This window comes from Micromonospora sp. IBSANI012 (genome assembly GCF_052814045.1).
This window is the reverse complement of sequence record NZ_CP199933.1, coordinates 190806-203078: the sequence shown is the minus strand read 5'-3', so window position 1 is coordinate 203078 and position 12273 is coordinate 190806. Positions and strand designations below refer to the sequence as shown.

Annotated in this window: 13 protein-coding genes; 6 read left to right on the top strand and 7 right to left on the bottom strand. The window is 73.1% G+C overall.

All coding sequences use genetic code 11. The features are described 5' to 3' along the window. Window positions 1–19 precede the first annotated feature (19 nt). From ACTWM8_RS00995 to ACTWM8_RS00980, 4 genes are all read right to left on the bottom strand, one after another. A complete protein-coding gene (locus ACTWM8_RS00995) occupies window positions 20–625 on the bottom strand; it encodes an NYN domain-containing protein (RefSeq protein WP_446212137.1) in 606 nt (201 codons plus the stop codon). A gap of 241 nt (window positions 626–866) precedes the next feature. After that, a complete protein-coding gene (locus ACTWM8_RS00990; protein WP_446212136.1) occupies window positions 867–1112 on the bottom strand; it encodes a hypothetical protein in 246 nt (81 codons plus the stop codon). A gap of 62 nt (window positions 1113–1174) precedes the next feature. Continuing rightward, on the bottom strand, window positions 1175–2065 hold the full coding sequence (locus ACTWM8_RS00985; RefSeq protein WP_446212135.1) for a TNT domain-containing protein: 891 nt from the start codon (window positions 2063–2065) through the stop codon (window positions 1175–1177). Window positions 2066–2207: 142 nt separating this feature from the next. After that, window positions 2208–3500: an acetyl-CoA C-acetyltransferase gene (locus ACTWM8_RS00980; protein WP_446212134.1), complete on the bottom strand. Its 1293-nt coding sequence runs from the start codon at window positions 3498–3500 to the stop codon at window positions 2208–2210. A 56-nt stretch (window positions 3501–3556) separates the two neighbouring features. Between ACTWM8_RS00980 and ACTWM8_RS00975 the strand changes: the two genes are divergently transcribed. The 3 genes from ACTWM8_RS00975 (at window position 3557) to ACTWM8_RS00965 (ending at window position 6698) form a co-directional block, all read left to right on the top strand. Further along, entirely contained in the window at window positions 3557–4912 is a 1356-nt protein-coding gene (locus ACTWM8_RS00975) for a 3-oxoacyl-ACP reductase (protein ID WP_446212133.1), read from the top strand. Next, on the top strand, window positions 4912–5970 hold the full coding sequence (locus ACTWM8_RS00970) for a MaoC/PaaZ C-terminal domain-containing protein (RefSeq protein ID WP_446212132.1): 1059 nt from the start codon (window positions 4912–4914) through the stop codon (window positions 5968–5970). The genes ACTWM8_RS00975 and ACTWM8_RS00970 overlap by 1 nt, the downstream gene beginning before the upstream one ends. Before the next feature lie 86 nt (window positions 5971–6056). Then, window positions 6057–6698, top strand: coding sequence for a DedA family protein (locus tag ACTWM8_RS00965; RefSeq protein WP_446212131.1), 642 nt, complete (start codon window positions 6057–6059; stop codon window positions 6696–6698). A gap of 22 nt (window positions 6699–6720) precedes the next feature. On the opposite strand, the gene ACTWM8_RS00960 is transcribed toward ACTWM8_RS00965, so the two are convergent. Further along, complete coding sequence (locus ACTWM8_RS00960) at window positions 6721–7359, bottom strand: TetR/AcrR family transcriptional regulator (protein WP_446212130.1); 639 nt, start codon at window positions 7357–7359, stop codon at window positions 6721–6723. Window positions 7360–7437: 78 nt separating this feature from the next. Here ACTWM8_RS00960 and ACTWM8_RS00955 point away from each other — a divergent pair, with 78 nt between their 5' ends. The 3 genes from ACTWM8_RS00955 (at window position 7438) to ACTWM8_RS00945 (ending at window position 10835) form a co-directional block, all read left to right on the top strand. Further along, on the top strand, window positions 7438–7890 hold the full coding sequence (locus ACTWM8_RS00955; protein WP_179802590.1) for an SCP2 sterol-binding domain-containing protein: 453 nt from the start codon (window positions 7438–7440) through the stop codon (window positions 7888–7890). Window position 7891: 1 nt separating this feature from the next. Continuing rightward, window positions 7892–9106 (top strand): acyl-CoA dehydrogenase family protein, encoded by a 1215-nt coding sequence (locus tag ACTWM8_RS00950; protein WP_446212129.1) that lies wholly within the window; start codon window positions 7892–7894, stop codon window positions 9104–9106. A 166-nt stretch (window positions 9107–9272) separates the two neighbouring features. Further along, the gene (locus tag ACTWM8_RS00945; RefSeq protein WP_446212128.1) at window positions 9273–10835 is read left to right on the top strand and encodes an AMP-binding protein; all 1563 of its coding nucleotides are present in this window, start codon (window positions 9273–9275) and stop codon (window positions 10833–10835) included. 67 nt (window positions 10836–10902) lie between these two features. Here the strand turns inward: ACTWM8_RS00945 and ACTWM8_RS00940 are convergent, their stop codons facing one another. After that, window positions 10903–11754: a hypothetical protein gene (locus tag ACTWM8_RS00940; RefSeq protein ID WP_446212127.1), complete on the bottom strand. Its 852-nt coding sequence runs from the start codon at window positions 11752–11754 to the stop codon at window positions 10903–10905. Further along, window positions 11747–12271 (bottom strand): SigE family RNA polymerase sigma factor, encoded by a 525-nt coding sequence (locus ACTWM8_RS00935; RefSeq protein WP_446212126.1) that lies wholly within the window; start codon window positions 12269–12271, stop codon window positions 11747–11749. Before ACTWM8_RS00935 ends, ACTWM8_RS00940 begins: the two co-directional genes overlap by 8 nt. Window positions 12272–12273 lie beyond the last annotated feature (2 nt).

Genomic DNA, 12273 nt, shown 5'->3' with positions numbered 1-12273 from the left:
GGACACCCCGGTCCCGCGATCAGCCACGAGGGCGGGCATCTGGGCGTTTCGGGGCAGCCTCGTTGATCGAGAAAGAGCCGAGATCGCCCACGCTGGCCCTGTGGCGGGCCACCCCGCCGCTCCCCGGCGGCATGGCCAGGTAGATCCGCTGCGAAGGCTTCACCCGCCGGACGGCCACCAGTGCGGGCACGAGGTCGGTGTCGGCGCTCACCAGAAGCGTCGTGTCGGCGACCTCGAGCGCCGCGTCGGCGACCATCATGGCCCCGAGCGCCACGTCGGTCTCCTTCTCCTCGTAACTCCGGTACATCCGACCGCACTTACACATGTAGGGCTGACCACAGCGGTGGCAGTTCCGGATGGTGCGGTCCTTGAAGCGGCCCAGATGCACGTCGAGCAGGGGGCCGTTGCGCGTCTTCATGGCCTCGATGTAGTCCAGCTGGTTCTGCGCCGCCGCTGGTTCGTTCTTCACGATGGCCGAGAAGTAGCGAACCATCCTCACCTGGTCCTTCGGTCGCAGTTGACGAACAAGCTCTACGACGTCCAGCCACAGGTGCTTGCGGCCGTACTTGTTCTTCATCCCGTAGTACAGGTTGAAGCCGTCGATGTAGGCAGCGACCGTGGCCACGTCCACTCCTTCACAGCCACGAGGGTGTATGGTTGTCCCATACGACGCCGAGAGATGCGGCAGGAACGGCCCCGCAAGGGGCCGTTTTTTTGTCCGCTTGAGGCCCTGTCACCCTATCCAGGCCAGGGCAAAGGCCCACCGACTCACGATTGCGGCTGTTCGCACACCAATCGGGCATTAGGTCCCACCACGGGTCCGACGAAGGCCTTTCGCCCCTGTTCTCTCGCAGCCCCCCTTCGCGTCACGCGGGGCGGCCGGTGAGCGCCCGCCACAGTCCCGCGCAGGCCTCCTCCTCGGTGTCGAAGACCTGCCGCACGTCCCGCGTCCCGCGCTCGTACAGGCCGATCTCCCAGCGCCCACCCGTCGACCGGCGCAGGAACCAGAAGTCGGGCGGCACCGGCACGTGCTCGTGCACCCCCTCCAACTCGAAGGCGTCCGGCGACAGTCCCGTCGCCAGCAGGGCGTTGCGCACCTCGTGCCGATCCACTCCCGACCTCCCGCTCCGCACCGGCCGCTCGGCGGTCGCCGCTGCGGCGACCGCCCGCCGATTCAGCAGACGTGTACGGCGGGAACGCCGCCACCCGCGCCACCCCGCCGGGGCACGCTGTCGGTCCCGCACACCCCGCCGGCCAGGGACTCCTCCACGAGGAACTGGTGGTCGACCAGCCACTGCACGGTCAGGTTCGCACCGGCCTGCGGCAGGTAGGCCGGGTTCAGCTGGAACTGGGTGCCCAGGCCGGGCTGGGCGAACCACGGCGCGGTCGGGCCGGAGTCGACGTCGAACGGCTTGAGCACGCAGTAGGTGTGGTAGTTCGCCAACGGCGCGGCCGACGGGAGCGCCGGCCGCGGTGCGGGAAGTGGCGGCGTGTCGAGGCTCTGCGGCGCCAGGGAGCGGGCGCTGACCGGGGTGCCGAGCGGGGCCAGGAACGCGCCGCCGGCGAAGCCGAAGCGGTCCAGGCGGTACCCGGCCAGCAGGGTCTGCCGGGTCTTGAGCGGCGTGCCGTCCGGCGCGACGACGAAGCCGTTGGCCCGCGGGAAGACGTACTCGGCGGGGGTGCCGGTGGTGTACCGGGCCAGGAACCGGCTCTCGGTCAGCCCGCCGAAGCGCTGGTAGCCGGCGAGCAGCGGGCCGAGCGGCGACGCGGTGGGCAACCGGGCCGGGCCGAGCAGCGGGTTGTCGTCGAGGTACCGGGTGGTCGGCGGCGCGTTCGGCGGCAGGCCGGGACGGCAGGGGCTCGGCGCGGCCGGCGGCTGCGGGTGGTCGTCGCCGGGGCGGACACCACGCGGGTCGCCGGTGTCGCCCGCTTCGGGTGTGCCGTTGTCGGGTTGGGTGCCGGCCCGCGCGACCACGTCGGGCGCGGCGGCCTGGTCGGCGGGCCCGGGGAAGAGGATCAGCGCCGCGCCGGAGAGCAGGGCGAGCAGCCAGCGTCTGCGGTCCACGACGAACCTCCCGATGAAGGACGGTCAACGCCTTCATCGTCGGGAGGGCGGGGCGAGAATGTGAGGCTTTGTGCCCTTTGCCGCCGAAAGGGGGACCGCTACCCGCTCGTCCCGTGGACGAGCGGGTAGCCACCCGGAACGGTCAGCGCTCCAGGATCGCGGTGACGCCCTGCCCGCCCGCCGCGCAGATGGAGATCAGCCCCCGGCCGCTTCCCTTCTCGGCGAGCAGCTTCGCCAGGGTGGCGACGATCCGGCCGCCGGTGGCGGCGAACGGGTGCCCGGCGGCCAGCGAGGAGCCGTTGACGTTGAGCTTGTCGCGGTCGATGGACCCGAGCGGGGCGTCCAGGCCCAGCCGGTCCTTGCAGAACTCCGGCGACTCCCAGGCGGCGAGGGTGGCCAGCACCTGCGAGGCGAACGCCTCGTGGACCTCGTAGTAGTCGAAGTCCTGCAACGTCAGCCCGGCCCGGGCCAGCATCCGGGGCACCGCGTACGCGGGGGCCATCAGCAGCCCCTCGTCGCCGTGCACGAAGTCGACGGCGGCGGCCTCCGACCAGGAGAACCAGGCCAGCACCGGCAGGTGGTGCTCCCGGGCCCACTCCTCCGACGCCAGCAGCACCGCCGACGCGCCGTCGGTGAGCGGGGAGGAGTTGCCCGCGGTCATGGTCGCCTGGTCGGCGTCCGGGCCCTTGGCGCCGAAGACCGGCTTGAGCGAACCCAACTTCTCCAGGGTGGTGTCCGGGCGGAGGTTCTGGTCCCGGGTCAGCCCCAGGTACGGCGTGATCAGGTCGTCGAAGAAACCCTTGTCGTACGCGGCGGCGAGCCGCTGGTGCGACCGGAGCGCCAACTCGTCCTGCGCCTGCCGGTCGACCTGCCAGCGCACCGCCGTCTGCGCGGCGTGCTCACCCATCGACAGCCCGGTACGCGGCTCGGCGTTGCGCGGGACCTCCGGCTTGAACGGCTGGTGCGGCCGCAGCTTGGCGGCGATCTTCAACCGCTCGCCGAGAGTGCGGGCGGAGTTGAGCTTGAGCAGCGTGCGGCGCATGTCCTCGTTGACCGCGAGCGGCGCGTCGGAGGTGGTGTCGACGCCGCCGGCGATGCCCACCTCGATCTGGCCGAGGGCGATCTTGTTGGCGACCAGGATGGCCGCCTCCAGGCCGGTGCCGCAGGCCTGCTGGATGTCGTACGCCGGGGTGTGCGGGTCGAGCTTCGAGCCGAGCACCACCTCGCGGGTCAGGTTGAAGTCCTTCGCGTGCTTGAGCACCGCGCCGGCGACCACCTCACCGACCCGCTGCCCGGCCAGGCCGAACCGGGCCACCAGCCCGTCCAGCGCCGCGCCCAGCATGTCCGCGTTGGACGCGTTCGCGTAGCGGGAGTTGGACCGGGCGAAGGGGATGCGGTTGCCGCCGATGACCGCGACCCGCCGGATGCTCTGCACGATCCCGCCTCCGTTTCAGGACTTGCCCACAACCTACTGGCCAGTAGGCTACGCCTATGACCGACAGGTACGCGAGCTTCGTCCAATCGGGGGCCGGCCGCGCGCTGGTCAAGCGCCTCGGGCTGCCCGATCCGCCGCGACTGCGCCGGCACACGCCCGGCGACCCGCTCGTCCCCGGGCCGGTGCTGCTCGGGGCGGCCACCGGGGGCCGGCTCGCCGAGCCGGTCGGCAAGATCCTGACCGCCGCCGGGGTCGAGCTGCGCGATCCCGCCGCCGTCGACGCCACCGCGCGCTTAGGTGCCCTGGTGTACGACGCCACCGGCATCACCGACTCCACCGACCTGCGCCAGCTGTACGACTTCTTCCACCCGCAGGCCCGCGCGCTGCTGCCGAGCGGCCGGGTGATCGTGCTGGGCACCCCGCCGGCGGAGTGCGACTCGCCGCGCGAGGCGACCGCCCAGCGGGCCCTGGAGGGCTTGACCCGCAGCATCGGCAAGGAGTTCGGTCGCGGGGTCACCGCCCAGCTCGTCTACGTCACGAAGGACGGCGAGGCCGGCACCCTCATCAGCCTGGAATCGACCCTCCGATTCCTCCTTTCGGGCCGGTCCGCGTACGTCTCGGGCCAGGTGGTCCGGGTCGGTGCCGGCACCGCCCAGCCGCCGGCGGACTGGGACCGCCCGCTCGACGGGCAGGTCGTCCTCGTCACCGGCGCGGCGCGGGGCATCGGCGCGGCGCTGGCCCGGGTGCTCGCCCGCGACGGCGCGCAGGTCGTCGCGCTGGACATCCCGGCGGCCGGTGACGAGCTGGCCGCGGTGGCCAACGAGATCGGCGGCAGCGCCGTCCAGCTCGACCTGACCGCCCCGGACGCTCCCACCCGGCTCGCCGAGCACCTCGCCGGCCGGCACGGCCGGGTCGACGTGGTGGTCCACAACGCCGGCATCACCCGGGACAAGACGCTGGGCCGGATGGACGCCGACCGCTGGGACCAGGTGCTCGACGTCAACCTCTCCAGCCAGGAACGGATCAACGACGTGCTGCTGGCACGCGACCTGATCCCGGCCGGCGGGCGGATCGTCTCGGTCTCCTCGATCGCCGGCATCGCCGGCAACCGGGGCCAGACCAACTACGCCACCAGCAAGGCCGGCGTGATCGGGCTGGTCGAGTCGCTGGCCCCGGCGCTGCACGGGCGCGGAATCAGCGTCAACGCGGTCGCCCCCGGGTTCATCGAGACCCGGCTGACCGCGCGTATCCCGCTGACGCTGCGCGAGGCGGGCCGCCGGATGAACAGCATGTCGCAGGGCGGCCTGCCGGTGGACGTGGCCGAGACGATCGGCTGGCTGGCCTGGCCGGCGTCCGGCGCGGTCAGCGGCAACGTGGTCCGGGTCTGCGGCCAGAGTCTGCTGGGGGCGTGATGGCGAGGAAGAAGCGGCCGGAGGACGGCCCGGCGGAGAACCTCTCCGTCCACGACCTCATCGACGGGCCGACCGAGGTGATCTCGGCGGCGGACCTGGCCGCCGTCCGGGCCGCCTCGTCGGAGCACGACGTGAGCCTGGAAGCCACCCACGACCTGTCGGCGTACGCCACGACGGACCTGTCCGCGCACGCCGCCCCGGCGGCACGGGCGCGGGTCGAGCTGCCCCGGATGCCCGCGCCCGGCGCGCTCTACCGTCGGGCGCTGCGCGACGCGGTGCCGGTCATCGGCCGGTCCCGCCGCCCGGACGCCCCGCCGGAGGTCGAGCTGGCCGTCGCCGACGTCACCGTGGACCGCAGGCACCTCGCCGACTACGACCGGGTCTGCGGGTTCCGGCTCTCCGACCGGCTGCCGGCGACGTACCCGCACGTGATGGGTTTTCCGCTGTCGCTGCGGCTGATGACCACGCCGGAGTTCCCCATCGCGCTGACCGGCGTGGTGCACGTGGGCAACCGGATCACCGTGCACCGCCCGATCGAGGCCGGCGAGACGCTGGACTTCGTCACCCACGCGGAGAACCTGCGGCCGCACGAGCGGGGGCGGCAGGTCGACGTCGTCCTGGTCGGGTCGGTCCGCGGCGAGGAGGTCTGGCGCGGCGTCTCGACGTACCTGGGCAAGGAGCGCACGCCCGGCGACGGTGGGCGGCGCGAGCGGGGTGAGCGGCCCGCGCCGCCGGCCGCCACCGCCCGCTGGCGGGTCGAGCCCCGGGTCGGTACGGACTACGCCCGGGTCTCCGGCGACCACAACCCGATCCACACCTCCCGGCTCGGGGCGCGGCTGCTCGGCTTCCCCCGCCCGATCGCGCACGGGATGTGGAGCAAGGCCCGCTGCCTGGCGGCGCTGGAGAGCCGGCTGCCGGAGGCGTACACGGTGGACGTGGCGTTCAAGCTGCCGGTGCCGCTGCCCGGCACCGTGGCGTTCAGCGCCACCCCGGCCTGGGACTTCGCCCTGCACGACGCGCGCACCGGCCGTCCGCACCTGGTCGGCACCGTCCGCTGAACGAGGGGGCTGGCGCCGCGGCGGTCGGCGGTGGCCTGATCCGCCGACTCGGCCCGGGGCGGTGGTCGAGCCCGGAGCATGAGGGCATGGAGTCCGTGCTCGACCTGCTCCACCACACGGTCACCTCGCCGTGGGTGTACCTGGTGATCATCGTGGTCACCGCGGTCGACGCGTTCTTCCCGGCAGTGCCCGGCGAGACCGTGGTGATCACCGCCGGGGTCTTCGCCGCCGGCGGTGAGCCGAACATCGTGGCGGTGATCGTGACCGCCGCGCTCGGGGCGCTCGTCGGTGACCACATCTCCTACGGCATCGGCCGGGGTGGCGGTGCCCACCGGCTGGCCCGGCTCCCGGCGGAGAGCCGCCGCCGGACCGGCTCCGAGTGGGCCCGCCGGGCCGTGCACCGGCGCGGCGGGATGATCCTGATGACCTCCCGGTACGTGCCCGGCGGCCGCACCGCGGTGACCCTGACCATGGGCGCGGTCCGCTACCCGCTGCGCTGCTTCCTGCTCTTCGACGCCTTCGCGACCAGCACCTGGGGAACCTACTGCGCCCTGCTGGGCTACTTCGGCGGCCTGGCCTTCGAGCGCGACCCGGTCAAGGCCCTGCTCGCCGGCGTCGGCCTCTCCCTCGCCGTCACCGGGCTGGTGGAGTCGGCCCGTTGGCTGCGCCGCCGCGCCAGCCGCCGCGCCCGCCGCCGCGCCCGCCGCCGCGCCCTCGCCCGCCGCTGACCGTCGCTTCCTGGCGTGGCCGTCAGGCCGCCGGGGGTCGCCAGGTGGCGCCGCCCAGCAGTTGGCCGGCGCCGAGCCAGGCGACGTTCATCATCCGGGTGGCGGTCTTCTCCGGGTCGGCCTCGGGGTGGTCGGCGAGCCAGTCGGCCAGCGACTCGGTCGCGCCGACCAGGGCGTACGCGACGACCTCCAGGTCGGTCTCGCTCACCTCGCGCCCATCGGCGCGCAGCGCGTGGTCGAGCATCCCGGCGACCACCTCGACCAGCCGGGCGCGCATCGTGGCCAACTCCGCGGCGAACGGCTGCGAGCCCCGGGCCTGCCGGTAGAGCACCGCCCAGCCGTCCCGGTGCGCCCCGACGAAGCCGAAGAAGGCGCGCAGCCCGCGCCAGAGCCGCTCGTCGGCGGGCAGGTCCGGGGCGGCGGCCCCGGCGATCGCCTCCATCATCCGGGTGCCCTCGCGGTGCAGGCAGGCGACGAAGAGCTCCTCCTTGGTGCCGAGGTAGGCGTAGACCATCGGCTTGGAGATGCCGGCGTCCTCTGCGATCTCGTCCATGCTGGCGGCGTGGAAGCCGCGCCGGGAGAAGACCTTGACCGCCGCGTCGAGCATCTGCTGCTCGCGTACGGCCCGGGGCAGGCGCTTGAACGTGGGTGTGCTGGACACCCTTGCGAGCATACCTACTCGTGCGTAAGGTTACGCCCGAGTAACCAAAGTCGGCCCGCCCGAGAGGTGCATTCCCCCATGACTGACTTCGACCCGGCCAACTTCGCCAACGTCGGCCCCAAGGAGTTCGCGCAGCTGGTCAAGTCCACCCCCGACGACAAGATCGCCGAGGTGATGTCCGGCGACCTGCGCGGCAAGATCCTCAGCGAGGTCTTCGGCCGGATGCCGCAGCTGTTCCGCGCCGACCGGGCCGGTTCCACCAACGCGGTCATCCACTGGAACATCACCGGCCGGCCCGACGGTGGCACCGACACCTACGAGGTCGCCATCGCCGACGGCACCTGCACCGTCAACGAGACCCCGCAGCACGACCCGAAGCTCAGCCTCACCATGGGCCCGGTCGAGTTCCTGAAGATCGTCTCCGGTGGCGCCAACCCGGTGATGATGTTCATGACCGGCAAGCTCAAGGCCAAGGGCGACCTGGGCCTGGCGGCCAACATCGCCAACCTGTTCGACATCCCGAAGTCCTGACATGGCCGAGTTCTCGCTCGACCTGAACGAGGAACAGCGGGATCTACGCGACTGGGTGCACGGCTTCGCCGCCGAGGTCGTGCGCCCGGCCGCGGCCGAGTGGGACGCCCGGGAGGAGACTCCCTGGCCGGTCATCCAGGAAGCGGCGAAGGTCGGCCTCTACGGCTTCGAGTTCCTCGCCACCTGCTGGGCCGACCCCACCGGCCTCTCCCTGCCGATCGCCAGCGAGGAACTCTTCTGGGGTGACGCGGGCATCGGCCTGAGCATCTTCGGCACCGGCCTCGCGGTCGCCGCCATCTACGGCGCGGGCACCCCCGATCAGATGGTCGAATGGGTGCCGCAGTGCTTCGGCGACGTCGACCAGCCCGCCGTCGCCGCGTTCTGCACCAGCGAGCCGGAGGCCGGCTCCGACGTCGGCGCGATGCGTACCCGGGCGGTCTACGACGAGGCCACCGACGAGTGGGTGCTGCGCGGGCAGAAGGCGTACGCCACCAACGGCGGGATCGCCGGGGTGCACGTGGTCACCGCCTCGGTCGAGCCGGAGCTGGGCTCGCGCGGGCAGGCGGCGTTCGTCGTACCGCCGGGGACCGCCGGGCTGAACGCGACCCGCAAGCTGCGCAAGCTGGGGCTGCGCGCGTCGCACACCGCCGACGTCTTCCTGGACGACGTACGCGTGCCCGGGCGCTGCCTGCTCGGCGGCCGGGAGGCCCTGCTGGAACGACTCGACCGGGCCCGCTCCGGCCGGAAGGCCTCCGGCCAGGCCGCGATGCGCACCTTCGAGCTGTCCCGGCCCACCGTCGGCGCGCAGGCGCTCGGCGTGGCCCGGGCCGCCTACGAGTACGCCCTGGACTACGCGAAGGAAAGAGTCCAGTTCGGACGGCCGATCATCGAGAACCAGGCGGTCGCGTTCGCGCTGGCCGACATGAAGATGGAGATCGACGCCGCCCGGCTGCTGGTCTGGCGGGCCTCCTGGATGGGCCGCAACAACCGCCCCTTCACCGCCGGCGAGGGCTCGATGTCCAAGCTCAAGGCCGGCGAGGTGGCCGTCGCGGTGACCGACCGGGCGGTGCAGCTGCTCGGCGGCGCGGGCTTCCTGCGCGACCACCCGGTCGAGCGGTGGTACCGGGACGCCAAGATCTACACCATCTTCGAGGGCACCTCGGAGATCCAGCGGCTGGTCATCTCCCGCGCGATCTCCGGCATGCAGATCCGCTGACCCGTCACCGTCGGTGGTGGCGTCCGCCACTGCCGGGTGTCCACCAGTTGGCAACTGCTCGCACCGGTTGGGCTCACGGAGGCATCCGGTGCATGATCGAAAGGTGACGTCCGGGTGAAGGGCCCCCACGGGGGCCCTTCACCGCACCCCCGAAGGAGGCCGCCACATGGACCTGCCGTTCGTCGTGGCCACGCTGACCCGGCGGGGGCTGCTCACCCCGGGCCGGCCGATCCGGGTCGCCTCCCAGCTCCAGGCGCTGCGCAAGTGGGGTTGGAGCCTCGCCGGCGAGCTGCGCCAGGCCGCCGCCCGCGACCCGGGCCGGACCGCCGTCATCGACGAGCAGGGCACCGAACTGACCTACCAGGAGCTGCTCGACCGGGCCGAACGGCTGGCCCGGGCGATGCGGACCGGGCTCGGCGTACAGGCCGGCGACCGGGTCGGGGTGCTCTGCCGCAACCACCACGGGCTGATCGAGGCGGTCGTCGCCGCCACCGTGCTCGGCGCCGACGCGGTGCTGGTCAACAGTGGACTCTCCGCCGCGCAACTGGCCACCGTGACCGAGGAGCAGCGGCTACGGGTGCTGGTCCACGACGACGAGTTCGCCGACCGGATCCTCGGCCTCCCCGCCGAGGTGCACCGGGTGGACGAGCGCGGCCTCGACGAGCTGATCGCCGGCGCGCTCCCCGGCGACCTGCAACCGCCCGAGCGCGACGGGCGGACAATCGTGCTCACCTCCGGCACCACCGGCGCGCCCAAGGGTGCCCGTCGGCCCACTCCCAACGGCTTCGGTCCGCTGGTGTCCATCATCGACCGGATCCCGCTGCACACCCGGGACACCGTGATGATCGCCGCGCCGCTCTTCCACACCTGGGGGTACTCGGCCCTCCAGTTCGCCTTCGCTCTGCGCGCCACCATCGTGCTGCACCGCCGCTTCGACCCGGCCGCCACGCTGGCCGCGCTCGTGGCCCACCGGTGCCAGGTGCTCTTCGCCGTACCCGTGATGGTGCAGCGACTGCTCGACGTGCCGCCGCCGGACCCGCGGCCGCCGCTGAAGGTGGTCGCGGTCAGCGGTTCGGCGCTGCCCGGCGGGCTGGCGCCCCGCTTCATGGACGTCTACGGCGACGTGGTCTACAACCTGTACGGCTCCACGGAGGTCTCCTCGGCCTCCATCGCCGGCCCCGCCGACCTGCGCGAGGCGCCCACCACCGCCGGCCGGCCGCCGCACGGCACCCGGCTGGAGATCCTGGACGACGACGGCCAGCCGGTGCCCGACGGGCGGGTCGGGCGGATCTTCGTGGGCAACGAGATGCTCTTCGAGGGCTACACCTCGGGAGCGCGGCGGGAGACCCACGACGGGCTGCTGGACACCGGCGACCTCGGCCGGATCAACGCCGACGGACTGCTCTTCGTCGACGGCCGCGCCGACGACATGATCGTCTCCGGTGGGGAGAACGTCTTCCCGTCCGAGGTGGAGGATCTGCTGGCCCGCCTCCCCCAGGTCCGCGAGGCCGCCGTGATCGGCGTACCCGACCCGGAGTACGGGCAGCGGCTCGCCGCCTTCCTCGGCCTGCACCCCGGCGAGGTGCTCGACCCCGAGGCGGTCCGCGAGTACGTCCGGCACTACCTGGCCCGGTTCTCCGTACCCCGGGACGTGATCTTCGTGAAGTACCTGCCGCGCAACGCCACCGGCAAGGTGCTGACCCGGGAACTGCGCCGCTACTACGGCTGACCGTTTCAGGGCCGCCCTTGAGCGCCGGGGCCGGGGGCCGCGCGGGCGGCGCGACCCCCGGGGTCGCTCAGGGGTAGAGGGTCAGGCCGGGGGCCCGGGTGATCTCGACGAGTTGGTCCATGGTGAGCAGCGGCGTGTCGGCCGTCGTCGAGGTCTGCATCTGGTTGCCGACCGGCTGGCTGCGGAAGTTGTTGGTGATGGCCAGCACCGAGGTCCCGTCCGGCCGGGCCACGAACGCCCAGAACTGCCACTGCCCCCGCTCCGCCTCCAACCTGCTGAGCATGGCCGTCGAGCCGTCCGGGAACCGGACGATCCGGCAGTCCTCGGAGTTCATCGCCCGCGCGCAGTCCGGGGTCGACTCCTCCCGGGGGGTCGGCGCCACCCGGAGCAGGAAGAAGCCGCTCTCCTTCCCCCGCCGGACCGTGGCGCCGACCTCGTACTCCCGGTAGCTGGGGTGGTACTGGAACTGCGGCTCGGTGCAGCCCTTCTGGGCCGGGTCGAGGCGTACCCCGGCGGGTAGCCGGGTACGTAGTCCGTCCCGCAGCGCCGCCGTCAGTCGGGCCACGCCGGCGGCGGGCTCCTCCGTCGGCCGGGGGCGCACCGTGCCGTACGACTGCAGGGGCGGCTGCGGCCCGGTGGGCTTCGGTGTCACGCCGGTGCAGAGCTTCACGGCGGTGGCGGGGCCGGCGGTGGGCGAGCCGATCGCCGGAGGCAGGGCCGTCCGGGGCGCCGGCCCCCCGGCGATCAGCACCGGCGTCACGACCGCCACGGCAACGGCCGCGGCCACCCCGGTGCCGCTCCACACCCAGGTCCGGTGCCGGCGACGCTGCCGGTCGGCGGCGATCAGCTGGTCGACGTCGATCCGGCTGGGGGGCGCGTCGGCCACCGCGACGCGCAGCTCGCGCGAGATCTCATCCATCGGTACGTGCCTCCCGACTGGTCGGCGCGGCGACGAGACGACCCCGCAACGCCTCGATTCCCCGCGCGGACTGGCTCTTCACGGTCCCCGGGGTGCAGCCCAGCTCGCGCGCGGTGTCCTCGACCGAGAGGTCGCAGAAGTAGCGCAGCACGAGCACCGCGCGGCGGCGCGGCGGCAGCTCGGCGAGGAGGGCGAGGATCGTGAGCCGGTCCACGGAACCCTCGGTGGTCGCGCGGACCGGGCGGTCCGGCACCTCGGCCCAGGCGGCCTCCCGCCGCCAGGGCCGGCGTCGCTCGTCGAGCCAGACCCGCAGCAGGATCCGTCGGACGTATGCGTCCGGGCTGTCCATGGCGGACACCCGTCGCCAGTGCCGCAGCAGCCTGACCAGCGCCGTCGACACCAGGTCGTCGGCCGTGTGCCAGTCGCCGCAGAGCAGGTACGCCGTCCGGCGCAGCGGTTCCAGGCGCGCCGCGACGTACTCGCGGTAGCCCTCGATGTCGGCAGGCAATCCCGCCACCT